The 26,377-nt window shown below is 43.5% G+C and carries 24 protein-coding genes and 2 other annotated features; of the genes, 20 read left to right on the plus strand and 4 right to left on the minus strand.

What is annotated here, in order from left to right; all coding sequences use genetic code 11:
- Positions 1-123 precede the first annotated feature (123 nt).
- From ABN702_RS03165 to thrS, 3 genes are all read left to right on the plus strand, one after another.
- Positions 124-1,026, plus strand: coding sequence for a diacylglycerol/lipid kinase family protein (locus ABN702_RS03165; RefSeq protein WP_417899366.1), 903 nt, complete (start codon positions 124-126; stop codon positions 1,024-1,026).
- Between the two features lie 135 nt (positions 1,027-1,161).
- Entirely contained in the window at positions 1,162-1,998 is an 837-nt protein-coding gene (gene ytxC, locus ABN702_RS03170; protein WP_417899367.1) for a sporulation protein YtxC, read from the plus strand.
- A gap of 361 nt (positions 1,999-2,359) precedes the next feature.
- The gene (gene thrS, locus ABN702_RS03175; RefSeq protein WP_417899368.1) at positions 2,360-4,291 is read left to right on the plus strand and encodes a threonine--tRNA ligase; all 1,932 of its coding nucleotides are present in this window, start codon (positions 2,360-2,362) and stop codon (positions 4,289-4,291) included.
- A gap of 180 nt (positions 4,292-4,471) precedes the next feature.
- Here thrS and ABN702_RS03180 read toward each other — a convergent pair.
- Positions 4,472-5,826, minus strand: a protein-coding gene (locus ABN702_RS03180; RefSeq protein WP_417899332.1) for an IS3 family transposase whose coding sequence is annotated in 2 segments (ribosomal slippage) — positions 4,472-5,358 and positions 5,358-5,826 — 1,356 coding nt in all. Because the reading frame shifts where the segments join, the coding sequence is not laid out codon by codon here.
- A 281-nt stretch (positions 5,827-6,107) separates the two neighbouring features.
- Positions 6,108-6,243 (plus strand) — a sequence feature (ribosomal protein L20 leader region).
- Positions 6,244-6,293: 50 nt separating this feature from the next.
- Between ABN702_RS03180 and infC the strand changes: the two genes are divergently transcribed.
- The 5 genes from infC (at position 6,294) to ABN702_RS03205 (ending at position 8,442) form a co-directional block, all read left to right on the plus strand.
- Complete coding sequence (infC, locus tag ABN702_RS03185) at positions 6,294-6,812, plus strand: translation initiation factor IF-3 (protein WP_386640873.1); 519 nt, start codon at positions 6,294-6,296, stop codon at positions 6,810-6,812.
- A 20-nt stretch (positions 6,813-6,832) separates the two neighbouring features.
- Entirely contained in the window at positions 6,833-7,033 is a 201-nt protein-coding gene (gene rpmI, locus ABN702_RS03190; RefSeq protein WP_066415379.1) for a 50S ribosomal protein L35, read from the plus strand.
- A 23-nt stretch (positions 7,034-7,056) separates the two neighbouring features.
- Positions 7,057-7,416: a 50S ribosomal protein L20 gene (gene rplT, locus ABN702_RS03195; protein ID WP_386640784.1), complete on the plus strand. Its 360-nt coding sequence runs from the start codon at positions 7,057-7,059 to the stop codon at positions 7,414-7,416.
- Between the two features lie 104 nt (positions 7,417-7,520).
- Positions 7,521-7,790, plus strand: a complete 270-nt coding sequence (locus tag ABN702_RS03200) for a DUF1294 domain-containing protein (protein WP_417899369.1) — start codon at positions 7,521-7,523, stop codon at positions 7,788-7,790.
- Between the two features lie 64 nt (positions 7,791-7,854).
- Entirely contained in the window at positions 7,855-8,442 is a 588-nt protein-coding gene (locus ABN702_RS03205; protein ID WP_417899370.1) for a TVP38/TMEM64 family protein, read from the plus strand.
- A gap of 47 nt (positions 8,443-8,489) precedes the next feature.
- On the opposite strand, the gene ABN702_RS03210 is transcribed toward ABN702_RS03205, so the two are convergent.
- Complete coding sequence (locus ABN702_RS03210; RefSeq protein ID WP_417899371.1) at positions 8,490-8,879, minus strand: sigma-w pathway protein ysdB; 390 nt, start codon at positions 8,877-8,879, stop codon at positions 8,490-8,492.
- Between the two features lie 111 nt (positions 8,880-8,990).
- Here ABN702_RS03210 and ABN702_RS03215 point away from each other — a divergent pair, with 111 nt between their 5' ends.
- The 3 genes from ABN702_RS03215 to ABN702_RS03225 all read left to right on the plus strand — a co-directional run bounded on the left by ABN702_RS03215 (position 8,991) and on the right by ABN702_RS03225 (position 11,883).
- Positions 8,991-9,479, plus strand: a complete 489-nt coding sequence (locus ABN702_RS03215; protein WP_417899372.1) for a dUTP diphosphatase — start codon at positions 8,991-8,993, stop codon at positions 9,477-9,479.
- A gap of 67 nt (positions 9,480-9,546) precedes the next feature.
- Positions 9,547-10,632, plus strand: coding sequence for a M42 family metallopeptidase (locus ABN702_RS03220; RefSeq protein WP_417899373.1), 1,086 nt, complete (start codon positions 9,547-9,549; stop codon positions 10,630-10,632).
- A 264-nt stretch (positions 10,633-10,896) separates the two neighbouring features.
- On the plus strand, positions 10,897-11,883 hold the full coding sequence (locus ABN702_RS03225; protein ID WP_417899374.1) for a nuclease-related domain-containing protein: 987 nt from the start codon (positions 10,897-10,899) through the stop codon (positions 11,881-11,883).
- 21 nt (positions 11,884-11,904) lie between these two features.
- Here ABN702_RS03225 and sspI read toward each other — a convergent pair whose 3' ends face one another.
- Complete coding sequence (gene sspI / locus ABN702_RS03230; RefSeq protein ID WP_152445403.1) at positions 11,905-12,111, minus strand: small acid-soluble spore protein SspI; 207 nt, start codon at positions 12,109-12,111, stop codon at positions 11,905-11,907.
- 72 nt (positions 12,112-12,183) lie between these two features.
- Here sspI and ABN702_RS03235 point away from each other — a divergent pair, with 72 nt between their 5' ends.
- The 3 genes from ABN702_RS03235 to pheT all read left to right on the plus strand — a co-directional run bounded on the left by ABN702_RS03235 (position 12,184) and on the right by pheT (position 16,948).
- Entirely contained in the window at positions 12,184-12,987 is an 804-nt protein-coding gene (locus ABN702_RS03235) for a TrmH family RNA methyltransferase (protein WP_417899375.1), read from the plus strand.
- Positions 12,988-13,196: 209 nt separating this feature from the next.
- Positions 13,197-13,434 (plus strand) — a binding site (T-box leader).
- Positions 13,435-13,484: 50 nt separating this feature from the next.
- Complete coding sequence (gene pheS, locus ABN702_RS03240) at positions 13,485-14,519, plus strand: phenylalanine--tRNA ligase subunit alpha (protein ID WP_224838316.1); 1,035 nt, start codon at positions 13,485-13,487, stop codon at positions 14,517-14,519.
- Positions 14,520-14,533: 14 nt separating this feature from the next.
- Positions 14,534-16,948, plus strand: coding sequence for a phenylalanine--tRNA ligase subunit beta (gene pheT, locus ABN702_RS03245; RefSeq protein ID WP_417899376.1), 2,415 nt, complete (start codon positions 14,534-14,536; stop codon positions 16,946-16,948).
- 674 nt (positions 16,949-17,622) lie between these two features.
- On the opposite strand, the gene rnhC is transcribed toward pheT, so the two are convergent.
- On the minus strand, positions 17,623-18,573 hold the full coding sequence (gene rnhC / locus ABN702_RS03250) for a ribonuclease HIII (RefSeq protein WP_417899377.1): 951 nt from the start codon (positions 18,571-18,573) through the stop codon (positions 17,623-17,625).
- A 105-nt stretch (positions 18,574-18,678) separates the two neighbouring features.
- On the opposite strand from rnhC, the gene zapA reads away from it, so the two are divergent.
- The 6 genes from zapA to ABN702_RS03280 all read left to right on the plus strand — a co-directional run bounded on the left by zapA (position 18,679) and on the right by ABN702_RS03280 (position 26,116).
- Positions 18,679-18,948 carry a cell division protein ZapA gene (gene zapA, locus ABN702_RS03255; RefSeq protein WP_204416237.1) on the plus strand — a complete coding sequence of 90 codons (270 nt, stop codon included), beginning with the start codon at positions 18,679-18,681 and terminating at the stop codon, positions 18,946-18,948.
- Between the two features lie 5 nt (positions 18,949-18,953).
- The gene (locus ABN702_RS03260; protein WP_417899378.1) at positions 18,954-19,499 is read left to right on the plus strand and encodes a CvpA family protein; all 546 of its coding nucleotides are present in this window, start codon (positions 18,954-18,956) and stop codon (positions 19,497-19,499) included.
- A 123-nt stretch (positions 19,500-19,622) separates the two neighbouring features.
- Positions 19,623-21,350: a DNA polymerase/3'-5' exonuclease PolX gene (polX, locus tag ABN702_RS03265; protein WP_417900807.1), complete on the plus strand. Its 1,728-nt coding sequence runs from the start codon at positions 19,623-19,625 to the stop codon at positions 21,348-21,350.
- 28 nt (positions 21,351-21,378) lie between these two features.
- Entirely contained in the window at positions 21,379-23,736 is a 2,358-nt protein-coding gene (locus ABN702_RS03270) for an endonuclease MutS2 (RefSeq protein ID WP_417899379.1), read from the plus strand.
- A 15-nt stretch (positions 23,737-23,751) separates the two neighbouring features.
- Positions 23,752-24,159: a DUF350 domain-containing protein gene (locus ABN702_RS03275; RefSeq protein WP_386640744.1), complete on the plus strand. Its 408-nt coding sequence runs from the start codon at positions 23,752-23,754 to the stop codon at positions 24,157-24,159.
- A gap of 280 nt (positions 24,160-24,439) precedes the next feature.
- Positions 24,440-26,116 (plus strand): long-chain-fatty-acid--CoA ligase, encoded by a 1,677-nt coding sequence (locus ABN702_RS03280; RefSeq protein ID WP_417900808.1) that lies wholly within the window; start codon positions 24,440-24,442, stop codon positions 26,114-26,116.
- Positions 26,117-26,377 lie beyond the last annotated feature (261 nt).

Genomic DNA, 26,377 nt, shown 5'->3' on the forward strand with positions numbered 1-26,377 from the left:
TGTTTCGCGGCTTTTTCGTCTTATTTTTTCTATGAAGAGTGCTCCTTCTCACGTTATTCATGCAATTATTGGGTATGGTAAAATAAATGCACAAAAATTTCATGTTGGAAGGAGGTACGATTTGTGAAAAAAGTGGCACTTATTTTAAACCCGAACGCCGGGAAGCGAAAACTCGCAGAGTCAATTGATGTGATTAAAGAAAAGCTGCAGAAAGGCTTTTATGACGTGGAGATTTGTGTAACAAAGGAAGCTGGGGATGGAGCAAAGATAGTTTCGGACCTTGAAGGCAAGGTCGACCTTATCATTGGCGCAGGTGGGGATGGAACCATCTATGAGCTGATCAACGCCATTTGCAAGCTGAAAGAGCGTCCTGCATTTGCCATTATACCGGGTGGCACCTGCAATGATTTTTCCAGGACAATCGGGATGAACCAGGACCCGATCCTTGCTGCGGAACAGATTGTGGAAAAGAGAATGGAACTCGTCGATGTAGGAAAATGTGAAAAGCAATATTTTCTTAATTTTTGGGGAATCGGCCTGATATCAAAGGTTTCGGATAATATGGATACCCAAAATAAACAGCTGCTTGGAAAGCTTTCGTATTATATCAGTGCCGGCCAGACGGTTTTCGATAGTGAACCCTTTCAGCTGAAAGTAAAGAGTGACAGTACCAACTATGATGGAGAAGCGATGATGCTTCTGATTGGAAATGGCTCCTATGTGGGGGGATTCCAGTCCTTCTTTCCGGAAAGCCATGTCCAGGACGGGGTGCTTGATGTTCTGATAGTCAAACAAACCTCCCTCACCCACTTATGGACGTGGATGCAATCCAAGATCCAGCAGCAATTTCCTGCTGAAGCAAACGAAGACCTGATTTACTTCCAGGCACGGGAGATTGAAATAGAGACTAGCCCCAAACAAGAAATAGATTGTGACGGGGAATGCAATTTCAGCACTCCATCCAAAATAAAGATTCTACCCAAGCATCTGAAAGTGCTGGTGGGAGACTTTGCTGCTATAGTATAGAGAGGTCTCCAAAATTTAGCCATAAGGAGGAGGGGTGTTGAGAAAATAATCCCCTCTTGTTCCTTATATTTGTTATCATTTTTTCCCTCGTCCTCCCATATACATAGAATCAGGTGTACCAAAGGGGGGACAAACTTGTTTGAGATTTCCTTTCGCGATGAATTGGATGCAAAAACAGTGTTTTTATCTATACTTGAGACAAATCCAGAAGGTGATTCAATCCTTTCTTTACATAAAGAAAAAATTGTAGTGGAGTCAAAGGATCTCGATTTTTACCAACATGCTATCATACCCGCATTAAAGAGCTTCATTACAAAGGTGAAGGAAAAAGCGTATATTGTATCTACCTTGGAAAATACATTTTACTTCAAGGATGAAGAAGAGCACGAGCAGATTCTATGTATCTTGCAATCTATCCTTCAAGGGGAAAGAAGCGATATACCCAATCTCCCTCCCATACAGGAAAGGGAAAAACAGCTTGACTCCATCATCAAGGGCTTTTTTTGGGAACCTGTTTCCTTTTCTTTTGATTCCTTTGTGACTTTCCGTCTAAAAGAATACTATGATACCCTGCAGATCTATCTGGAGGCGGCAATAGATGAATACAAGCTGGAACAGGAATACCAGACCTTCATCCATCAGCTGCGGGAGCTGTTGAACGCTACGGATTCCAAATTGAATGAGGTCCACCTTGTCTACCAATACCAATTTGATTTCTATGATGAAAGCCTGAATCATATTACGAAGAATCAACTGATAAAATACATGAATCGAACGCATTTCAACAACTATTCCTACTATATCGATTCAGTCGTATTGGCCCCATTGGTATCTATTGCACCGAGAAAGCTCTTTCTTTATACCGACAATACGGATCATCAGCTGGTTGAAACCATCCGCAATATTTTCGAGGAAAGAACGGAAATTCTTCCTTATCACTATTTTGGGCAAAAAAAAAGCAAAATTGATTAAGATGTGTACTTGATTTTCCTTGATATGGAGAATATAATAACAGACATAATCAATTTTAAACCTTATAGCCTACAAGTAATGATGAGGACATGAGTACGATTAACACGAATTCAAGAGAGGGAAGTCACCGGCTGAAAGCTTCCTATTACGGTTAAAGTATTTACCACCTCTAAACTTCAGCAGCGAAAATCACAGTAGCTGTTGACGGGGAAATCCCCCGTTATCGAAAACGAAGCCGTCTTTTTATCGATTTGAAAAAGATGGGAACTTGGGTGGAAACACGGATATTAAACTCGTCCCTTATTTATAGGGGACGGGTTTTTTTATTTTTTCAAAAAAATCTAAAGAAGAGGTGACAGGGATGTCGGAATTATTGAAAATCACATTTCCAGACGGAGCGGTAAAGGAGTTTGAGCGTGGCACGACAACAGAAGATATCGCTGCATCCATTAGCCCGGGTCTGAAAAAGAAAGCTATTGCAGGTAAACTTAACGGAGAGTTCATTGACCTTCGTTCCCCGATAAAAGCAGATGGAGAAATCAGCATTGTTGTCCAGGATACTGAGGAAGCCCTTGGAATCATGCGTCACAGCACTGCCCACTTGATGGCACAGGCGATCAAGCGTCTATATGGCAACGTGAAGCTTGGGATTGGACCAGTAATCGAAAATGGATTCTATTATGACATTGATATGGAAGAGTCATTGACTCCGGATGATCTGCAAAGAATCGAAAAGGAAATGAAGAAGATTGTAAGTGAAAACCTGGATGTAGTAAGGGTGGAAGTCAGCAGGGAAGAAGCAATGCGCCGCTACGCGGAATTGAATGACGAGCTGAAGCTTGAGTTGATAGCTGAGCTTCCGGAAGGCGAAACAATCTCCATCTATGAGCAGGGCGAATTCTTTGACTTATGCCGCGGAATTCACGTACCATCCACAGGCAAAATTAAAGAGTTCAAGCTTCTAAGCATTGCAGGAGCGTATTGGAGAGGCGACAGCAAAAACAAAATGCTGCAGCGTATCTATGGAACTGCTTTCTTCAAAAAAGCGGAACTGGATGAGCATCTTCGCCTGTTGGAAGAAGCAAAAGAGCGTGACCACCGTAAAATAGGAAAAGAGCTTGACCTGTTTTTTAACTCTCAAAAGGTTGGGCAAGGGTTACCGCTTTGGTTGCCAAAAGGTGCTACAATCCGCCGCGTAATCGAGCGCTATATTGTGGACAAAGAAGTTTCTCTTGGCTATGACCACGTCTACACTCCTGTAATGGGAAGCGTGGACCTTTATAAAACTTCCGGTCACTGGGACCACTATCAGGACGGCATGTTCCCTCCGATGGAGATGGATAACGAGCAGTTAGTGCTCCGTCCAATGAACTGTCCGCACCATATGATGGTTTACAAGAACAGCATACACAGCTACCGCCAACTGCCTGTCCGCATTGCGGAGCTTGGAACTATGCACCGCTATGAAATGTCCGGAGCGTTGGCAGGACTTCAACGTGTACGTGGAATGACACTGAATGACGCACACATCTTCGTTCGCCCTGACCAGATCAAGGATGAGCTGAAGCGTGTAGTGAACCTCGTTCTTGAAGTATACAAAGATTTCGGCCTGGATGACTATTCATTCCGTCTATCCTACCGTGATCCGGAAAACAAAGAAAAGTACTTTGACGACGATGCAATGTGGGAAAAAGCGCAAGGCATGCTGAAAGAAGCAATGGACGATCTAGGCTTGAACTACTTCGAAGCGATCGATGAAGCGGCATTCTACGGTCCTAAACTGGACGTACAGGTTCGTACTGCCCTTGGAAAAGAGGAAACACTTTCCACTGTACAGCTTGACTTCCTATTGCCGGAGAAATTCGATCTGACTTATGTTGGAGAAGACGGCAAACAGCACCGTCCGGTCGTTATCCATCGCGGGGTTGTTTCCACAATGGAACGCTTTGTTGCCTTCCTGATCGAAGAGTATAAAGGCGCATTCCCAACTTGGCTTGCACCTGTTCAAGTTCAAGTGATACCTGTATCACCTGACGCACACTTCGATTATGCAAAAGAAGTGCAGGATCTCTTAAAATCCAAAGGGCTTCGCGTCGAAATGGACGAAAGAAACGAAAAAATCGGCTACAAAATCCGTGAAGCACAAATGCAAAAAATCCCTTACATGCTCGTAATCGGGGACAACGAAATCCAAGAACGCGACGTAAATGTCCGCAAATACGGAGAACAAAAATCGGAAACAGTTCCTTTGGAGAAATTTGTGGATGAGATTGTGAAAGAAGCGAAACGTTAATATTGCCGGTTTGCCCACGAAATAAAATGCATTAGCTATGGGTAAAAGAGCCGTACAAAGTCTAACCGTTCACCCCTGTTGGTTGGAGTGTAAGGTGTGAGACTCCTGCGGGAGCAGCGTGTCAAGGGAGACCCCGCAGGCGCATATTGTACTGACCCCTTAAAACTGGACACTTGTTTTCTAAGCTGCTTGCTCAAAACTAGCTCGATAAGCTACTGGACTTTTACGTTTTAATCTTGATTTAATTCTCAGGTGGTTGTAGTAATGGATGTACTCTTCGAGCTCCTCCTTAAAATGGTCGATGCTATCAAATTCTTGTAAGTACAATAATTCGGATTTCATGATTCCGAAGAAGTTCTCCATTACTGCGTTGTCATAACAGTTTCCTTTTCTAGACATACTCTGAGTAATGTTATTTTCCTTTAAAGTCCTTTGGTATTTAGGCATTCTGTAATGCCAACCCTGGTCAGAATGAAGTAAGAGATCATCACCTTCACTTATGCGTTCTAAGCCTTGGGTTAACATCGTTTCTACTAGATCAAACGTCGGTCTCGATTGAAGTGTATACGTAATAATTTCGCCGTTAAACAAGTCCAGTATTGGGGAAAGATATAATTTTTGCCCGAACAACTTAAACTCTGTGACGTCGGTAACCCATTTTTGATTCGGTCTATCGGCCTTAAAATTGCGGTTTAAGATATTTGGCGCAGCTTTTCCCACTTCGCCTGTATAGGACTTATACTTCTTTATCCGAACGATGCATTGAAGTCCTAGGTCTCTCATAATACGATACACTTTCTTTTTATTAATTTTGTGGCCTTTTTCCTGTAGAACATCTGTGATACGACGATATCCAAAACGGCCTTTATGTTTACGGTAAATGAATTGAATCCGTCTTTTCCACTTGCGATCAGGGTCGGCTTGTTCCCATGTTTGAACAAGGAAGTAGTAGGTACTTCTAGACATCTTAGCTACCTTCACCAATTGATTAACAGGAAATGCATGCCTTAGTTCATATATTACTTTCGCTTTGATTTCTTTGGTGACTTTTCTTCCTGAACTAAGGCTCTCAGCTTTTTTAGATACGCATTCTCCATACGAAGGTATTCTAATTCTTTTTTCAACTCGTCCACAGATGGATTGGTAGCTTTTTCTTCATTAGTTTTATTGTTTTTGGAAGTCATAGTAGATGGCCTCTTTTCTTTTGGATTAAAGGCGGCATCTCCACATGTCTCCCATTTAATTTTCCACCTACGAACCATACAAGGGTCTGGGATATGGAAAATCGCCGATGCCTCTCGAACGGAATAATTCGATTCCTTTATAAATTGAATTACCCTCAGTTTAAAGGCTGGAGAATATTTTGTATAGGGAAAGGAGAATGCTTGGTCACCATGATGTTTGAACAACATCACCCAGTAACGGAGAACGGAGTGATCTACTCCAACCTCCTTAGCCAACTCTCGATAACTTACTAAATTATTCATATAACGTTGTACGGCTTGATGTTTTACTTCTCGGGTAAATTTACTCAACTGAAGTACACCTCCTATTGTTAGATGTATGTCCAACAAAAGGGGTGCACTTCTCAAAGCACCGAGGAGGCTCCCGAGGCCGCCAAGGATAAGCGAACCCCTGAAGCGGAAACCAACAGGGTGTTTAATGTATTCGCCTATTTTTATGTATCTCGAAAAAAACTATTGCATAACTGTAATTTATCTGATATCATTTAAAACGTTGTTTCATTTGATACGAATTCTTGACAATCAATCATCATTAATGATATATTATACAAGGTCAAATTGAATACTTGTTTGAGAACAAGAAGAAGCACCCGCTTCTCACCTGATTGACGCAAATGATTGCAGTTGACAGGTTTTACGAGAAAGATTTCAATCTTTTACTTAATCGTAAAGTGTGGGTGTCATGTGCACCCACACTTTTTTGTTTGCAGAGTAATTGTTCGTCAAACGGTGTTCGGAAAAAACCTTGGAGGTGGCTAATTATTAGCAAAGATATGATGGTAAACGATGGCATTCGTGCCCGTGAAGTTCGTCTAATCGGTCAAAATGGAGACCAGCTTGGAATCAAGTCAAAGGTAGAAGCGCTGGAAATCGCAGCACGTGCAAACCTTGACTTAGTAATGGTGGCGCCAACTGCAAAACCTCCTGTATGTCGAATCATGGACTACGGAAAGTTCCGTTTCGAACAACAGAAGAAAGATAAAGAAGCGCGCAAAAACCAAAAAGTTATCAACATTAAGGAAGTTCGTTTAAGTCCTTCTATTGATGAGCATGATTTCAATACGAAACTTCGAAATGCAATTAAGTTCCTTGAAAAAGGGGACAAAGTGAAAGCTTCGATCCGATTCAAAGGCCGTGCAATCACTCATAAGGAAATTGGTCAGCGAGTATTGGACCGTTTCTCAGCAGCTTGTGCAGAAGTGGCAACCATCGAATCACATCCGAAAATGGATGGTCGTAGCATGTTCTTAGTACTAGCACCTAAAAACGAAAAGTAATGATATGAGGAGGAACTCCAATGCCTAAAATGAAAACTCATCGTGGATCAGCGAAAAGATTCAAGAAAACTGGATCTGGAAGCCTGAAGCGTTCTCATGCTTACACAAGTCACTTATTCGCTAACAAATCTCAGAAGCAAAAACGTAAATTACGTAAAGCAGCTGTAGTTAGCAAAGGCGATTTCAAGCGCATCCGTCACATGTTAGACAACATCAAGTAATAAATAATTAGGAGGTATTTATAATGCCAAGAGTTAAAGGCGGTACAGTAACACGTCAACGTCGTAAAAAAGTCATTAAATTAGCTAAAGGTTATTATGGTTCTAAACACACTTTATATAAAGTAGCAAACCAACAAGTAATGAAATCCCTAATGTACGCTTATCGCGATCGTCGCCAAAAGAAGCGCGACTTCCGTAAGCTTTGGATCGCTCGTATCAACGCAGCGGCTCGCATGAACGGTCTTTCTTACAGCCGTCTAATGCACGGTCTTAAATTAGCTGGTATCGAAGTTAACCGTAAAATGTTAGCTGAGTTAGCAGTTACTGACGAAAAAGCATTTGCTGAATTTGCAACAGCTGCAAAAAACAGCTTAAACAAATAATTTTACTGATTGAGGCTATCGCTCTAGATAGCCTCTTTTCTTTATTTTCTGCAAGAGTCGGTGTAGTATAAAGAAATCAAGAAGAAGAGGTGCGGAGGTCGAACATGGAACTATTTATCACTATTTACATACTAATAAATATCCTTGCTTTTCTACTGATGAAAGTGGATAAAAAAAGGGCGGTCAATCACGAATGGAGAATTGCGGAATCCAAGCTCTGGACCGTTTCATTCATAGGAGGGGCCTTGGGAGCTTGGATGGGGATGAGAACCTATCGCCATAAAACGAAGCATTTCCCCTTCAAGTACGGTCTGCCTTTCATTACAATTCTGCAAGTGGCACTGATAAGCTATATTCTCATCGTGTTAACATAATGGATTCTTTTTTGAATAAGCTATATTATTCCTTGTCTATCCAAGATTGGAGAGGTGAAGCCTTATGGATGAAAAGTTGAACGTATTATTTGTCATCATCGAAACTCATTGGTGGCTGGCTTCTCTCGGTTTTATTATCTTTCATATAGTAAGACAAGTCCTTTTCATTCCGGTAGTCATCATCTGTATAGCAGGCGGAGCCCTATTTGGCGGCTTGATCGGCAGCATCTACTCTATTGTGGGGTTGACGCTCTCCAGTCTTTTTTTCTATTTTCTTTACCATCAGATGCCAAGGATATTTGAAAAAGTTCTTGCAATGAAGGAACGGTGGTTCGGCAACAGAGGAAACCTTTCAGTAGGGCAGATCACCGTTCTGCGCCTCATCCCCTTCATCCATTTCCATCTTCTCTCCCTTGTTCTGATTGAAACTACCAAGACATTTTCCAAATATGCCAGAGCGTCTCTTCTTACCAATATCCCGCTTGCCATCATTTATACGGTTTTTGGGCAATTTATCACGGAGTTCTCTCCAACTGCCATGGTGGGTGTACTGATATTCCTTTCAGCGATGCTCCTTATCATGAGGCAGAAGGTAGTAGTCATGAAATGGGAGCAATTTTTTCAAAAAGAAAAGCAATACAAAAGAGGATAGCGGTTGTTGCCGATTTAAGCCGGGCAGCCATGCTATCCTCTCTCTTTTTAATCTTCCTTCAAAAACTCTTTTATCGGACTTTTCCAATCAATGATAGCGTCCGGATACTGCTTTCGGACTTCCTTTTGGATAAAAGAAAAATCCTGCTTCTTCAAACCCTCCAGCTTTTCCGGATTTTTTGGCCAGATGAAAATCGAAATGACCTCAAAAGATTTCTCCGTTGTCCCCAAATACTTTTCGCCCTCAAACATGACTCCTTTATAGGTAAGCAGGAAATTCTTGCGTACATTGTTTTTCTGATCAAGCAGGTAAAAGTTCTTCTGCTCATGGGCAAGCTCCAGTTTCCGTTTCGGATTGAGCAAATACTTGAAGATCGAATAAATAATAAAAATAATGAGTGCAAGCAATGCCAATCGTATGAGGATAATAAAAAACATATTCGCTTCTCCTTCGCAAAAACATAAAATTTATTATAAAATACCTTTTATACGGGTTAGGGGAACAGAAGGTTTCATTTTATTTTTAAAAAATTTAAAAAGGCGGTACATATGGGACTAAAAGAGCTTTATACGATGCAGAAGAAACTCGATGCAAAAATAGAAGAACAGCACGGACTGGACAATAGAGATCTTGTCGACAAAAAAATGTTGGCGCTCCTTGTTGAACTGGGAGAACTGGCCAACGAAACAAGATGCTTCAAGTTCTGGAGCGTCAAGCCTGCCTCTGAACGAAGTGTCATACTCGAGGAATATGTGGATGGGGTCCATTTTCTCCTTTCCGTTGGATTGACGTTAGGCTACACAGATGAAATTCCAAGTGAAGTGGGGACCAGAACAGAATCGCTCACCGATCAATTTTTAGTACTATACGATCTAATAAGCATGTTCCGTGTCGAAAAGCAGGAGGAACCGTTTCAGGTGCTGTTTGCAACCTACGTGGAACTAGGTGAGATGCTCGGCTTTTCTTGGAAAGAAGTAGAAGAGGCGTATATGGAAAAGAATCTAGAGAATCATAAGAGGCAGCAGCAGGGATACTAATGTTTTTTACATTAGTAAGAGTTTTCTGTATAATATTCATTGAGAGAAATTAAGGGGGTCGAAATAAATGGCTAAATTAGATGAAACATTAACCATGCTAAAAGATTTAACAGATGCAAAGGGTATTCCAGGCAATGAAAAAGAACCGCGCGATGTAATGAGAAAATACATAACTCCTTTTGCAGATGAAGTCATGACAGACGGATTGGGAAGCTTGATTGCAAAGAAAATCGGGAAAGCGGACGGACCGAAAGTAATGGTAGCCGGCCACTTGGATGAAGTCGGATTCATGGTAACAAACATTGATGATCGCGGATTCCTGCGCTTCCAAACAGTTGGTGGCTGGTGGTCCCAGGTTATGCTAGCACAACGAGTAACGATTGTAACTAGCAAAGGGGACGTAACAGGCGTCATCGGTTCCAAGCCGCCGCACATCCTGCCTGCAGAAGCGCGCAAAAAGCCGGTTGATATCAAGGACATGTTCATTGATATCGGTGCATCCAGCCGTGAAGAAGCACAGGAATGGGGCGTTCGTCCTGGCGACCAGGTGGTTCCTTACTTCGAATTCACCGTCATGAACAACGAAAAAATGCTTCTTGCAAAAGCATGGGATAACCGTATCGGCTGTGCCATCGCTATTGACGTATTGAAGCATTTAAAAGATGCAGACCATCCAAACGTGGTATACGGCGTAGGAACGGTGCAAGAGGAAGTGGGACTTCGCGGTGCGAAAACATCCGCTAACCTGATCCAGCCTGACATAGGCTTCGGTGTTGACGTTGGAATCGCAGGGGACACTCCAGGCGTAACCGAAAAGGAAGCACTCAGCAAAATGGGCAAAGGTCCGCAAATCATCCTTTATGATGCGAGCATGATCTCCCACAAAGGCTTGCGTGACTTTGTAACTGGCGTAGCGGACGAAATGGACATTCCATATCAATTCGACTCCGTTGCAGGAGGCGGTACGGACTCCGGAGCAATCCATCTGACTGCTCAAGGTGTACCAGCATTGTCCATCACGATTGCAACCCGCTACATCCACTCACATGCAGCAATGCTACATCGTGATGACTACGAGAACGCAGTGAAGCTGATTGCGGAAGTGATCAAGCGTTTGGATCGTGAGACGGTTGAGAGATTGACTTTTGATTGATTAGAATGATAATTGGGAACCCGTCGCTCGGTTGGGCGATGGGTTCTTTTTTTGTGTAGGTTGTGAAGCTGGGGTTCGAATATGGGGATCGGCATCAACTAAGGGCAGTTTGGCACGAACTCGGTGCTTTTCGGCACGAACTATTGCCAGTTTCGCACGAACTCGGTACATTTTCGAACGAACTTCAAAAAAACACTGAAAAATACCTGCATAAATTCTAAATTATGGTAAGATAAAACTCACTAAGCTATTAGGAGGTTATCCATGATAAAAAAACCACTAGAAATACCGCTTATTATTCTTATTTTAGAGGCTTTACTCAGAAGAATTGCTAAAGATCACCCTAAAAGGCTACTAATCGAGCAGGATTTCGCAAAAAGGATGGCAGGGTATAAAGGTGAACTTTCCATGAAATATCATTTGACCTTTTTAAATCCGCAAAAACATCTTATTTTTCACAGTTTAAGGTTGATAAACAACAACTATGCATTTCAGATGGACATCCTCATTTTGACCACCCGATATATCCTCATTTTAGAAATCAAAAACATCATCGGTACTGTTTTATTCGAAAGCCACTTTGATCAATTTATTAGGACTTTGAATGGGAAGGAAGAAGGTTTCCTTAATCCCCTGAGTCAAATTAAATTGCAGAAGCACAGACTGAAAAAATGGCTTAAAGACCATAAAATAAATGAACTCCCAATTGAATCTTTTGTTTGTTTTACCAATCCCCAAACAATCATCAGAGCCGATTCCCGAGTAAATGCCTCCCGCTCAGTGATTCATAGCCACAACCTTTTAACTAAAATTGAAGAAATGGAACGAAATCATGCCGAGCCGATACTAACGGAAAAAGAACTGGCAAAGCTATCAAGATTGTTATTAAAGAAACACCGTGAAGAGGATATAAACATTTTAGAGCGGTATAATATTGCGCCTGAAGAGATTCTAACGGGGATACAATGTCCAAGTTGCATGGAAATATCTGTGATAAGAAAAGGAGGTGGGTGGGTTTGTACAAGGTGCAGGAATAAGTCAAAAAATGCACACTTAGCCGCTTTGGAAGATCGTCTACTTATATTTGGACCAAGCATCACACATAGACAACTCAAAGAATTCCTTGGACTTCCATCTGATTCCATTACCTCAAAATTAATCTCCTCACTTGCACTTCAACATTGTGGATCCAAATACCAGCGCACCTACACACTCCAAAAAAGAATGCAAAAAACAAAACAGCCCCCTTAAAGGAGCTGCCTCAACTTAATACTATTTCAATCCGTCCTCAAGTGTAGAGAGCATTTCTGATTTTTCCTGCTCGGAGGAATTCTCCCAAATTACCTCAAACAACACGCCTAAACCTGGAAGCATTTTTTCCTCGCCTTTATTAATGGCATCTAGGATCGTATCTCTAAGTTGGTCTTGGGAATTGCCTTCCACATTCTGACGAATAGCATGACGTAAATTCAAATTCATCCTTATCACCTCGTAGGGAAAAATAGTATCATCCCTAGCTTGTCTGTTCACGGCTTTAAATATGTATAAAAAATGCGTATAATAGCAGTATCGAGCACTAAAAGGAGAATTACGACGTTGAAGCATATTGAATCGGTAAAAAATAATAAAGTGAAGCAGTGGAAGAAGCTGCATAAAAAGAAAGAACGCGAACAGTCAGGAATGTTCCTGATTGAAGGCTTTCACCTGATCGAGGAAGCGTTGAAAATAGAAGGTCTCATTGAAGAAATCATTGTAGCGGAAGACCGCTCCATCCCATCCGACTGGAACCTGAACAACGTGGAACTCATTTATGCTGTTCCTAATGTGCTAAAGGAACTCAGTGAAACGGAAACGCCGCAGGGGATCGCCGCCATCTGCCGGATATCCAAAAGTGATGAACAGGCCATCAAACCGAATCAACGGCTACTTTTCCTGGATAATGTACAAGATCCGGGAAATGTGGGCACGATGATAAGAACGGCTGATGCTGCAGGCTTGGATATGGTCATCCTGGGAGAAGGGTGTGCAGATCTATACAGCTCCAAGGTCATCCGTTCCACCCAGGGATCCCTTTTTCACTTGCCCATCATAAGAGGAAATCTGCAGGAGTGGATCCAACAAGCAAAGGAGCAAGGGATACCGGTTTTCGGAACATCTCTTCAAAATGGGATACCCTACAATGAAGTGAAACCTTCCGAGTCCTTTGCCCTTATCCTCGGCAACGAGGGAAAAGGCATGGCACCAGAGCACCTCAACCAGACGAACCAAAACCTCTACATCCCGATCTTTGGTCAGAGTGAATCGTTGAATGTCGGTGTCGCAGCAGGAATTTTAATGTATTATTTACGCGGATAGAGTTGCATCCGGCATCTGTTTTCAATATAATATAAAAATAGTTACATAAAATGCATGTTCAAAAAGGAGGATAAAAAGAGCAAAGAAGTTCGAGGAAGCGAAGTCTCGAGCACCGCAGCGTATATTTGGGATACGTGAGGAGCGGAGAAGCAAGCTGACGAAGAAATTCGAAGCTATTTTTACCGGACTTTTTGAACATCCTTATAAAGATTAAAGCAATGACAGAGGAAAGTAGCTTACTCCCAACCTTTTTCAGGGAAAAAATGCCGTAGACTGCAAGCATTTTTAAGGAAGGCTAAGTGAAATTTCACCTCCTGAGTTGGCACTTGGACCAGCAAACATGCTGTAAAGGTGTTCCGGTTAGATAGCCGTTATCTGGAATGGAGCGAACAAAGGGCACAAACTCTTTGTTAACTAGGGTGGTACCGCGAATATCTCGTCCCTTTTTGAGGGGCGAGTTTTTTATTTGTCAAAAAAGGAATCAAGGAGGAATAGATGTGGAAGAGCGTTTAAAGGAACTCGAAGCACTTGCGTTAGAGCAGGTTAGCCAAGCACAGGATTTAAAGCAGTTGAATGAAGTGCGTGTTGCGTACCTTGGAAAAAAGGGGCCAATCACTGAAATTTTAAAAGGAATGGGTAAGCTGTCTGCCGAAGAGCGCCCGAAAATGGGGGCACTTGCAAATGTTGTCCGTGAAGCTGTTGCTTCTAAAATCGAAGAAAAACAGGCGGAAATGGAAAAGGCGGAGGTAGCGAAAAAGCTTGCTTCTGAAACCATCGACGTAACATTACCGGGACGTCCTGCACCAACAGGAAATCCACATCCTTTAACAAAGGTAATCGAAGAAATTGAAGACCTGTTCCTTGGAATGGGATACACAATCACAGAAGGTCCGGAAGTTGAAACGGACTATTACAATTTCGAAGCATTGAACCTGCCGAAGGATCACCCGGCGCGTGATATGCAGGATTCCTTCTATATTACGGATGAAGTGTTATTGCGTACGCAAACTTCCCCTGTACAGGCAAGAACAATGGAAGCGAACAAGGAAAAAGGGCCAATCAAGATCATCTGTCCTGGTAAAGTGTATCGCCGTGATGATGACGATGCGACCCACTCCCATCAGTTCACGCAAATTGAGGGACTTGTCATCGATGAGAATATCAGCATGAGTGACTTAAAAGGTACGCTTGAAACTTTTGCGAAAAAAATGTTCGGCGAAGACCGTGAAATCCGTCTGCGCCCAAGCTTCTTCCCATTCACTGAGCCATCCGTTGAGATTGATGTGACATGTGCGAAATGTGGAGGAAAAGGCTGTGGCATGTGCAAGGGCACAGGCTGGATCGAGATTCTAGGTGCTGGTATGGTTCATCCCCGCGTACTCGAGATGTCCGGCTATGACCCGAAAAAATATCAGGGATTTGCTTTCGGAATGGGGCCGGAGCGTATTGCAATGCTGCGTTACGGCATTGATGACATCCGCCATTTCTACACGAACGATCAGCGTTTCGTGAAGCAATTCAATCGAGTTTAAGAGGAGGGAAAACCATGTTAGTATCTTACAATTGGTTAAAAGATTACGTAAATATAGATGATATTTCCGCAGAGGACCTGGCGGAAAAGATTACAAGAAGCGGTATTGAAGTGGAAGGCGTGGAGCTTCTGAATGATGGAATCCAAGGTGTTGTAGTCGGTCATGTCCTTGAAAGAGAGCAGCACCCGAATGCCGATAAGCTGAACAAATGTCTTGTGGACGTTGGAGACGAAGAGCCGGTGCAGATTATCTGTGGTGCACGAAACGTTGATAAGGGCCAGAAGGTTGCTGTTGCGAAAGTTGGCGCTGTTCTTCCCGGCAATTTTAAAATAAAGCGTGCGAAACTGCGCGGCGAAGAGTCAAATGGAATGATTTGTTCCCTGCAGGAGCTTGGCATCGGTTCCAAGCTTGTAGCCAAGGAATTTGCAGAAGGAATTTTCGTCTTCCCAGAAGGCGTGGAAGTCGGGACAGATGCACTCGATTACTTGAACCGTAACGACAAGGTAATGGAGCTTGGCTTGACGCCAAACCGTTCGGACGCCTTGAGTATGCTTGGAGTGGCCTATGAAGTCGGCGCAATCCTTGGAAGAGAAGTGAAATGGCCGGAAACAGCATACGATGCAAACAATGAACAGGCTTCCGACTACGTCTCAGTTAATGTGGATGCAGCAGAAGACAACCCGTTATATGTGGCGAAAATCGTGAAGAATGTGAAAATCGGTCCTGCTCCACTTTGGATGCAAGGTCGTTTGATGGCAGCTGGAATTCGTCCACATAACAATGTAGTCGACATTACGAACTATATTTTATTGGAATATGGTCAGCCATTGCATGCATTCGATTATGATCGTCTAGGAAGCAAGGAAGTTCTTGTTCGTCGTGCGAACAAAGATGAAAAAATCATCACGCTTGACGATGCAGAACGCACATTAACGGAAGATCATTTGGTCATCACAAATGGTACGGAACCGATCGCCCTTGCAGGTGTAATGGGTGGAGCGAATTCAGAGGTTCAATCAGACACTACCACAATCCTGCTTGAGTCTGCATACTTTAACGGAGTAACTGTCCGTAAAGCATCCAAAGACCACGGACTGCGCAGTGAAGCAAGTGCCCGTTTTGAAAAAGGAATCGATCCGAACCGCACGCGTGAAGCGGCAGAAAGAGCCGTTGCGTTGATGGCAGAGTATGCCGGCGGAGAAGTGGTCAGCGGTTCTGTTGAAGTGAACACGTTAAAAGTGGAGCCTGCAGTGGTAGTGACTACGGTGGAAAAAATCAATTCCGTTCTTGGCACAAGCGTCACAGCGGCTGAAGTGAAGGATATCTTTACTAGACTTCAATTCGAAGTGAAAGAAGACAACGGAAGCTTTACTGTAACGGTACCTACACGTCGCGGCGACATCACTATCGAAGAGGACCTAGTGGAAGAAGTGGCTCGTCTTTACGGTTACGATAACATTCCAACAACCCTGCCGGTAAGTGCAGCGACACCTGGAGTATTGACTCCTTATCAAGCGAAACGCCGTAAGGTTCGACGCTATCTGGAAGGTGCCGGTCTAATCCAGAACATCACGTATTCCTTGACAAGTGAAGAGCGTGCGAAGCAATTCGCTCTTGAGGATGGAAAAGTAATCCGTTTGGCGATGCCGATGAGTGAAGAGAGAAGTACCTTGCGTTTAAGCCTTGTTCCACATCTATTGGAGGCGCTGCAGCATAATATCGCTCGTTCCTTGCCTGCAAATGCAGTCTATGAAGTTGGATCAGTTTTCATTGGATCCGATGATAGCATCCTGCCTTCTGAAAAAGAGCGTCTGGCTGGAGCATTGACAGGATTATGGGAGCAGCATCCTTGGCAGGGTGAAAAAAAGGCCGTTGACTTCTTTGTGGCAAAAGGAATCCTGGAAGGCATGTTCGCAATGCTTGGTATAAGTGAAGAAATTTCATATACTCGTGCAGAGAAAGACGGCTTGCATCCTGGACGTACTGCAGAGATCCTTTTGAACGGAGAAAGTGTCGGTTTCATCGGCCAGCTTCATCCGGAAAAGTTAAATGAATTGGATCTACCTGAGACTTTCGTGTTCGAGCTTTCATTAACAGACCTTCTTGGTGCCAATGTGGAAGAAATCAAATACGAGGCCATCCCTAGATTCCCATCCATCGGTCGTGACATCGCACTTGTAGTCGACCGTAGTACGCCAGCAGGCGAGCTGAAAGCGGTGATCAAGGAGACTGGCGGAACACTACTCACTGATGTTCAGGTGTTCGACGTATACGAAGGAGATAAAATTGACGCTTCCAAAAAATCAGTCGCATTCGCGTTGCGCTACTACCACCCTGAGCACACACTGACTGACGAAGAAGTAACAAAAGTTCACACAAAAGTTCTGAAGGCAGTCGAAGAGAAATTTGACGCTGTGTTGAGAAGCTGAATAAAGTAAGAAATGATGAGAGATGCCATTCTAACAAGATGGTGTCTCTTTTTTTATACCTCCTGTTAATAAGGACGTTTGCAATTGAAGTATACTAGCTGGTGATTGGAGCAAAAGGCGAAGACTCCTGCGGGAGGTAGCGGTAGGCTGGAGACCCCGCAGGGCAAAGCCCGAGGAGGCTCCAGCACCGCCCCGCGGAAAGCGAAGCCTTTTGTGGAAATCAACAGCGGTGTTCAACAAGATTAAAAAATTCTACTAAAAAATAGGTAAAACGTACGATTTATAAGAACAGGTGTTCTGTTTTTCTGATAGAGTGGTATAATAGAGGAGACAGTATAATAGGAACGGGTGGTGCGGTGAGTCCCTGTGGAGAACGGGGGTGACCGTATGAGTGAAATGCAGCTATTTTTGACCTCAGGACTATTCCTCTTTGCATTTGTGAATCTAGTAATTGTGCTGATTAAGGAAATGACAAAAAAATAACCCACCCGTGACTACTGATTCGCTGTTAGGCAGTCGGGTGAGTTATTAGTACGTTCGACTCCACAGTAGCCGTGCTTCTGCGGGAGTTATACTGTTAAGGGTCAAAGTGCGTCCAACACTTTGGCTTCTTCGAATATGTGTATAGATTGATTATAGCACAACCTCAAAGGCTGTAAACAGATGCAAAAACATCAAACCAATTTTCTGGCTTTCAGCGTATTGGCGAAATGGACCTTGGCTATGCTGTTCAAAATTGATTCACCGTGAGTTCGAATCACTTTTGCAGCAACCTCATCCACTTTTGCCCCGGCACCTTTAGGGATGGTGACACCTGCAATCTCACTGATTTTGTCCATCTCTTTCAAAAAAGAATAGCGTGCGATAATGGATGCTGCTGCCACTGAAAGATGAAGGCCTTCTGCTTTTGTGGAAAAGTATACATTCTCTTTGATGATGGTCTTTTCTTTTGCCACATGCCTGTAGTACACGCCCGCTTCAGCAAACTGGTCGATCAGAATGGCGTCCGGCTTTTCCGGTACAATTTTGCCAAGCACGTTCTCTAAGGCCTTGTTATGCAATATCGCTTTGATTTTACCTTGTGTCATGCCGCTCTGTTGAAGCTTGTTGTATTTTTCATTGTGCAGAACAAGCAGGCTATATGTAATGTGTGGCAGAATGTTCTTTGCAATCTGCACAATTTTCTCATCAGTAAGGGCTTTTGAATCCTTTACTCCAAGCTCGGTCAGTTTCGCCATTTGGTCTTTTCTTACATAAGCGGCGCACACCGTAATGGGGCCGAAATAATCTCCTGTTCCCACCTCATCTGATCCGATGACTGATAATGACGCAAAACCAGGGGGCAGACCAGCTCCACTTTTGGTTACGGAAGACTTTGGCTTACCAGCAGTGCTTTTCGCTGAAGAAGCAGGTTTCCCTCCGAACTCTCTCCAGATCGCCGCTTCTTCATCTGCACTTTTTCCCTGGAATAATACTTTTCCTGATTTATAGGCTGTAATCATGCACTGAGGCGATTTTGCTGCGAACACAGCACCTGTTGGAAGCTTCTCGATCCGGTGGGGATGATAGAACTCTTTTAGCTTGATAAGAACACTTGTTGGCACTTGTATGACTTGATATGACAAATCTTTCACTCCTACTACAAAATTTTACATTTTTCTATGGAAACTAACAGGTTTGCTTTCCAACTTCCAATCTTTCATGGTATTATTAAGATTAGGATTTTATGAATGGGGGCATACACGTTGTCAGAGCAGAAAACTCGCACGACCGTCGACATATATGGACAGCAATATTCTATTGTTGGTACGGAAAGTATAAGTCACATACGACTTGTTGCTTCCATTGTCGATGAAAAAATGAGAGAAATCAATGGGAAAAATTCAAATCTGGATATCAGCAAACTGGCTGTCCTTACAGCAGTCAATGTTGTACATGATTATATCAAATTAAAAGATGCATACGATACACTTGAAAATGAAATGAAGAAAAAGGGCTGAATGGAATGTTGGATTTAATCATTATCTTCTTATTTATAATGGGGTTAATTATAGGCATACGCCGTGGTTTTATCATGCAAATCGTACATTTGTCCGGTTTTATCGCAGCGTTTGTCGTAGCATACATGTTCTATGCCGATCTTGCACCAAAACTGAAACTTTGGATTCCGATGCCAAGCTTTGGCGATCCGGAGTCGGCGACGATGTTTTTTGAAACAATCAGCTTGGATACCGCTTATTATCGTGCCATTGCTTTTGCTTTGCTATTTTTTGGTACAAGGATAGCGGCACAAATTATAGGTTCGATGTTTGATTTTCTCTCCCATCTGCCAATTCTGAAGCAGCTGAACAGCTGGGCTGGTGCTGTACTTGGTTTTGTGGAAATCTATTTGATTGTGTTTATTTTTCTTTACATAGGTGCATTGGTACCAGTGGAAATTGTCCAAAGCTCGATCAGTGATTCCTCCATGGCGAAAGGAATCGTCGAAAACACCCCTGTTTTTTCTGAAAAGCTGAAGGATTTATGGACAGGGTATATGGCCGGAAATTAAAACTCCTCTTCTTTCTTGAGGAGTTTTTCTTTTGTCATGGTGTCATGTCGGTTTTTCAATTGTACTTTTGGGTCAATTATTTGTATGATTTTAAGTAGGACTATTATTCATTGAGGTAGGGTGATACCAGTGAACAAGAAGCAGATTGTCAAATGGTTGGAGACCATTGCGATATATATGGAATTGAAAGGTGAAAACGGTTTTAAAGTATCAGCCTTCAGAAAAGCGGCGCTGGCACTTGAAAATGATGAGAGAAGCCTGAGTCAAATCGAGGATTTTACGAAGATAAACGGTATTGGAAAAGGGACTGCTTCCGTCATTCAAGAGGTACTGGAGACAGGGAAATCATCGGTGTTGGAGGAATTGCAGGAGCAGGTTCCAGAAGGATTGGTTCCATTATTGAATCTGCCTGGTCTTGGCGGAAAGAAAATAGCGAAACTTTATCAGGAATTAAACGTAGTGGATATTGTGACATTGAAAGAAGCGTGTGAGTCCGGGAAGGTTCAGGCTCTTGCAGGTTTTGGAAAGAAAACGGAAGAGAAGATACTGGCTGCCATAGAAGAAGTCGGGAAAAGGCCGGATCGCCTGCCAATTTCCTTTATGACGGAGATTGCAGAGGAAATAGAAAGACACCTTTCGGAAGTCTCCGGAATAGAGGCCTATTCCAGAGCGGGAAGCTTAAGAAGATACAGAGAAACGATAAAAGATCTTGATTTTATCATCTCTACCACGACTCCTGCAGAGGTCCGCGAACAACTTGTAAAAATGGACCGGGTCAAAGAAATTATCTCAAACGGGGATACGAAGGTTTCCATCGTGCTTGAATACAACTATGATGTTAGCGTCGATTTCCGAATGGTTGAGCCGATCAGCTTTCCGACGACCCTTCACCATTTTACAGGATCTAAGGATCATAATGTACGCATGCGCCAGCTCGCTAAGGACCGCGGTGAGAAAATAAGCGAGTACGGCGTGGAGAATGTAGAAACGGGTGAAGTCACCCATTTCGAAACGGAAGAAGAGTTTTTCAAGCATTTCGATCTTCCTTTTATCCCTCCTGAAGTCAGGGAAGATGGCACGGAAGTGGATTATGCGATCGATAATGGAGAAATTCCGCTTGTTTCCTTGAAAGACATTCAAGGCGATCTGCATATGCATACGACTTGGAGCGATGGCGCCTATACACTCGAAGAAATGATTGAAGCATGCCGCGCCAAAGGATACAAATACATTGCCATCACCGACCATTCCCAGTACTTGAAGGTGGCAAACGGACTGACGTCGGAAAGGCTGCGTCAACAAAAGGAAGAGATACGGAAGCTCAATGAGAAATATGAAGATATTACGGTACTATCAGGGGTGGAAATGGATATTCTGCCGGATGGTTCCTTGGATTATGATGATGAATTGCTTGAGGAGATGGACCTTGTCATCGCCTCCATCCACTCCAGCTTCTCGCAAAAGAGAGAAGTGATCATGGAGCGTTTGAAAACGGCATTGGAAAACAACCATGTGGACATCATCGCCCACCCTACAGGAAGGCTGATAGGTAAAAGGGAAGGCTATGATGTGGATATGGAAATGCTGATCAGATTGGCAAAGGATACGGATACGGCGCTTGAACTGAATGCCAATCCGCACAGATTGGACCTGGCAAGCAAATATGTAAGAATGGCTCAGGATGCAGGGGTTAAGCTTGTCATCAATACGGATGCCCATAGCATTGATATGCTTGAACATATGGAAACGGGAGTGGCAACTGCCAGAAAAGGCTGGATCAGAAAAGAAAATGTCATCAACACCTGGACGGAAGATAAGCTGAAGCGATTCTTATCACGTCATCATACGTAAGGCAAGCAGAGAAGGGAGTTATGGTCACGTGCAACAGAGAGTATTAAAGGTTTTGGAATTTAATAAAGTAAAAGATAAATTGGCTTCCTTTACAGCTTCCTCATTAGGAAAAGAAAAGGTGGCACAGCTACTGCCATCCACCGAATATGCGGAAGTTGTGGAAAGACAGGCAGAGACCGACGAAGCGGCCATGATACTCAGGTTAAAAGGGGAGGTTCCGCTTGGGGGTATCACTGATATCCGTGCACATGTGAAGCGAGCTGAAATCGGCGGTACGTTAAATACGCACGAGCTTTTGGATGTGGCTGGTACAATCTACGCGGCAAGAAAGCTAGATCGTTTTGTAGAAGCCCTGCTCGATGATGAAATTGATGTTCCAATCATGAAAAATTACATGGAGCAGTTGAACATTTATCCTGAGCTCGAAAGAAATATAAAAAACTGCATTGATGAGTACGGGGAAGTATTGGATGGAGCAAGTGACAAGCTGCGGGGGATTCGTCAACAGCTGCGATCGACGGAATCGAGGGTTCGTGAAAAGCTCGAAAGCATGATCCGATCCTCTAATGCACAAAAAATGCTTTCCGATGCAATCATCACGATCAGGAACGAGCGCTATGTCATCCCTGTTAAACAGGAATATAGAGGTGCTTACGGAGGGATTGTGCATGACCAGTCATCATCCGGTGCGACATTATTTATCGAGCCGCAGCAGGTGGTCGACCTGAACAATGTGCTGCAAGAAGCGAAAGTAAAAGAGAAGCTTGAAATCGACCGCATACTCGCTGAACTGTCCACAGAGGTGGCAGAAGTCGCAAGAGAGTTGTTGGCAAATGTGATGATACTGGCTGCCATTGACTTTATGTTTGCCAAAGCGAAATACGGAAAGCATGTAAAAGGAACCAAGCCGGCAATCAATGATGAGAAGTATGTAAGACTTATCCAGGCCCGTCATCCGTTGATTTCTCCGGATGAAGTGGTACCGAACACGATCGAATTAGGGAAAGACTATACATCCATTGTTATCACCGGTCCGAATACGGGTGGAAAAACCGTTACATTGAAGACATTGGGACTTTTGACGATAATGGCACAGGCCGGATTGCATATTCCTGCCCAGGACGGCTCAGAAGTCGGCGTGTTCTCTGCCGTGTATGCAGATATTGGGGATGAACAGTCGATTGAACAGAGCTTGAGTACCTTCTCCTCCCATATGGTGAATATCGTGGATATCTTGAAAAAGGTAGACCATAACAGCCTTGTGCTCTTCGATGAGCTGGGAGCTGGTACAGACCCTCAAGAAGGAGCGGCCCTTGCCATCTCCATTCTGGATGAAGTATACAGCCGAGGTGCCTGTGTTATTGCGACGACCCATTACCCGGAATTGAAGGCATACGGATATAACAGGGATGGCGTGGTAAATGCGAGTGTGGAATTTGACGTCAATACACTAAGCCCGACATATCGTCTATTGATCGGGGTTCCTGGCCGAAGCAATGCATTCGAGATCTCAAAGCGCCTTGGATTATCCATGGATGTCATTGAACGCGCCAAAGGCTTTGTGAGCGAAGACAGCAACAAAGTGGAGAACATGATTGCCTCCTTGGAAGCTTCCCAAAAGAGGGCGGAAGAAGAGTGGAAAGAAGCCGAGCAGATCAGAAAGACCTCTCAAAAACTGCATGAGGATTTACAGGAACAGATGCAGGATCTGAATGAAGAGCGCGATAAGCTTATGGAAAAAGCGGCACTAAAAGCGGAAAAAATGGTAGAAGAGGCGAAAGAAGAAGCGGAAAAGGTCATCAGGGAACTTCGGAAAATGAGAATCGAGCAGCATGCCACTGTCAAAGAGCATGAATTGATTGATGCTAAAAAACGCTTGGAAGAAGCCGTGCCAACCGTCAAGAAGTCAGCCGCTACGAAAAAGCAGGAAGCGACCAATCAGACCCTGGAGCCAGGTGACGAGGTGAAAGTTTTGAGCCTGAACCAGAAAGGGCATCTGGTGAAAAAGACGAATGATAAGGAATGGCAGGTCCAGATCGGGATCCTGAAAATGAAAGTGAAAACAAAGGACCTCCAGTATATAAGCAGACCTAAGCCTGTCGAGACAAGGCCATTAGCAACGATAAAAGGCAAGGATTATCATGTGAATATTGAGCTGGACCTGCGTGGGGAACGCTTTGAGGATGCATTGATGCGGGTGGAGAAATACATTGATGATGCAACACTTGCAGGTTATCATCGTGTATCCATCATTCATGGTAAAGGAACCGGGGCGCTGCGCATCGGGGTACAAAATTATTTGAAAAATCATCGCTCTGTGAAAAACTATCGCTTTGGAGAAGCTTCAGAAGGCGGAACTGGAGTGACAGTGGTCGAACTGAAATAACAGGGGGAGCAAACTATGTCTAGTTTCTGGGAGAATGAATTAGTAAGAACGGCAGCTAATTTCAGTGTCGTGGTTCTTTGCATGATTTTATTTCTGGCGATCTTTGAGCTAGTGACGAAATATCATAATATGGAAGAAATCAAAAAAGGCAATATGGCGGTAGCATTGGCAACAGGAGGAAAGATCTTGGGGATAGCCAATATCTTTCGCTACTCCATTTTAGACCATGACACGCTTTTTACGATGATCGGGTGGGGAGCGCTTGGCTTCGTCCTTTTGCTTTTTGCCTATTTCATCTTTGAATTTCTGACACCAAGCTTTAATATTGACGATGAAATAAGTAAGGATAATCGGGCAGTTGGACTTATTTCCTTTGCCATTTCTGTTGGACTGTCATTTATCATTGGGGCAAGCATCGGGTAAGGAGTTATGGAATGGAAACTTTAGCAAAAGTATTAATTGGACTATGCGGATTGTTTGTATTGATCGGTATCGTATATCTATTCTTTTTAGCATAAGACAACAGGAGTTTGACTAAATCAATTTTGGTCAAACTCTTTTTTTGTACGGATGTGCTGCAATTTATCAAAATATTAAAAATATGTTATAATTTTGATGGGATTACTGATATACTATAACAAAAAGACATGGGCCTATTGTAATAGTACAGGCCGAAAAAGGAGGGAATGAATTGGAACAAGTAGTGAATAAGCCATGGCTCTCGCTTTATCCAAGTGAAATACCTCATGAAATCAACTTCGAAGAAAGAACACTTCAATCCTATCTAAAGGAAGCTGCCATTGAACATCCTTCCAAAACCGCCATACATTTTCTTGGGAAAAAGCTTACTTTCCAAGAGGTGTATGATCAATCTTTGAAACTTGCAAACTACCTGAAAGATCTTGGTGTGAAAAAGGGTGATCGCGTCTCCATCATGCTGCCAAACTGTCCCCAAGCCGTGATCAGCTATTATGGCGTTCTTTTTGCAGGTGGTATTGTGGTGCAGACCAACCCGCTATACATGGAAAGGGAACTGGAGTACCAGATAAATGATTCAGGTTCAGAGATCATCATTACACTCGATATCCTCTACCCAAGAGTATCTAAAGTGAAAGCGCTGACAAAGCTCAGGGAGATCATCGTTACGGGAATAAAGGATTATCTGCCGTTCCCGAAAAATATGCTCTACCCTTTTGTCCAGAAAAAACAATATGGCATCGTCGTGAAAGTGGAGCATAGCGGAGAAAACCACTTGTTTACAGAAGTGATGAAGGAATCCCAGGTTAATGAGATTGATGTGGATATTGACCCGGAGAATGATCTTGCCTTGCTTCAATATACCGGAGGGACCACAGGTTTCCCGAAAGGTGTCATGCTGACCCATATGAATCTGGTGTCCAACACGATGATGAGTGTGAAGTGGATGTATAAATGTAAAAGGGCACAGGAGAAGGTAATCGGGATATTGCCTTTCTTTCACGTATATGGAATGACGGCTGTCATGAATCTTTCCATCATGCAGGCGTTTGAAATGGTGCTCTTGCCGAAATTCGATCCAGAGACAACATTGAAAACGATCCAAAAAGAGAAGCCGACCCTATTCCCGGGAGCACCAACCATCTATATTGCACTTCTGAATCATCCTGATATCCAAAAATACGACCTGTCTTCCATTGATTCCTGCATCAGCGGATCAGCCGCACTCCCTGTGGAGGTTCAGGAACAGTTTGAGCGGGTAACGGGAGGTAAGCTTGTAGAAGGCTATGGCCTTTCAGAAGCATCCCCTGTCACCCATGCAAACTTTTTATGGGATGAAAGAGTATCGGGAAGCGTAGGTATACCATGGCCCAACACTGATTCCAAAATCATTTCGATGGAAACCGGTGAAGAGGCTCCAGTAAACGAAATCGGGGAAATCGTAGTAAGAGGTCCCCAAATAATGAAGGGATATTGGAACCGTAAGGAAGAAACGGAAGCGGTACTGAAGGATGGCTGGCTTTTGACCGGTGACTTGGGCTATATGGATGAACGAGGTTTCTTCTATGTGGTGGACCGTAAAAAGGATATGATCATTGCCGGCGGCTTCAATATTTATCCACGCGAGATTGAGGAAGTACTTTACGAGCACGAGAAAGTCCAGGAAGTGATTGTTGCAGGGATACCCGACCCATATAGAGGGGAGACGGTAAAAGCGTATGTTGTAAAAAAGCAGGGCGCAAGCTTGACCGAAGAAGAGCTGGATGCCTATGCAAGAAAGCATCTCGCGGCCTACAAGGTTCCAAGACTATATGAATTCAGGGACGAACTGCCAAAAACAGCGGTCGGCAAAATCCTGAGAAGAGCGCTGATTGAAGAAGAGAAGCAGAAAATCGCAAAATAATATGAGATGGCCGGTATCTACATTCCAAAAAGAAAAAGATGATGAATGCATCGTCTTTTTCTTTTTATCTATTTTATAGACCAATGATGATTTTTAATAATCTAGCTGTTGATTGGAGCAATAGGCGAAGACTCCTGCGGGAAAGTAGCGGTAGGCTGGAGACCCCGCAAGGCGAAGCCTGAGGAGGCTCCAGCACCGCCCCTTGGGTCGCTGCGCCTAGTGCGGAGATCAACAGCGGTGTTCAATGGAGCAAATGGGGCC

The sequence above is a fragment of the Bacillus haimaensis genome, from assembly GCF_048270625.1.
Lineage (GTDB): Bacteria > Bacillota > Bacilli > Bacillales > Bacillaceae_I > Sutcliffiella_A > Sutcliffiella_A haimaensis.

Coding starts and splice junctions, on each gene's coding strand:
- thrS (WP_417899368.1), top strand. CDS start 2,360: ATGTCGGAATTATTGAAAATCACATTTCCAGACGGAGCGGTAAAGGAG.
- rpmI (WP_066415379.1), top strand. CDS start 6,833: ATGCCTAAAATGAAAACTCATCGTGGATCAGCGAAAAGATTCAAGAAA.
- rplT (WP_386640784.1), top strand. CDS start 7,057: ATGCCAAGAGTTAAAGGCGGTACAGTAACACGTCAACGTCGTAAAAAA.
- ABN702_RS03200 (WP_417899369.1), top strand. CDS start 7,521: ATGGAACTATTTATCACTATTTACATACTAATAAATATCCTTGCTTTT.
- ABN702_RS03205 (WP_417899370.1), top strand. CDS start 7,855: ATGGATGAAAAGTTGAACGTATTATTTGTCATCATCGAAACTCATTGG.
- ABN702_RS03210 (WP_417899371.1), bottom strand. CDS start 8,879: ATGTTTTTTATTATCCTCATACGATTGGCATTGCTTGCACTCATTATT.
- ABN702_RS03215 (WP_417899372.1), top strand. CDS start 8,991: ATGGGACTAAAAGAGCTTTATACGATGCAGAAGAAACTCGATGCAAAA.
- ABN702_RS03220 (WP_417899373.1), top strand. CDS start 9,547: ATGGCTAAATTAGATGAAACATTAACCATGCTAAAAGATTTAACAGAT.
- ABN702_RS03225 (WP_417899374.1), top strand. CDS start 10,897: ATGATAAAAAAACCACTAGAAATACCGCTTATTATTCTTATTTTAGAG.
- sspI (WP_152445403.1), bottom strand. CDS start 12,111: ATGAATTTGAATTTACGTCATGCTATTCGTCAGAATGTGGAAGGCAAT.
- ABN702_RS03235 (WP_417899375.1), top strand. CDS start 12,184: ATGCGTATAATAGCAGTATCGAGCACTAAAAGGAGAATTACGACGTTG.
- pheT (WP_417899376.1), top strand. CDS start 14,534: ATGTTAGTATCTTACAATTGGTTAAAAGATTACGTAAATATAGATGAT.
- zapA (WP_204416237.1), top strand. CDS start 18,679: ATGGGGGCATACACGTTGTCAGAGCAGAAAACTCGCACGACCGTCGAC.
- ABN702_RS03260 (WP_417899378.1), top strand. CDS start 18,954: ATGTTGGATTTAATCATTATCTTCTTATTTATAATGGGGTTAATTATA.
- ABN702_RS03275 (WP_386640744.1), top strand. CDS start 23,752: ATGTCTAGTTTCTGGGAGAATGAATTAGTAAGAACGGCAGCTAATTTC.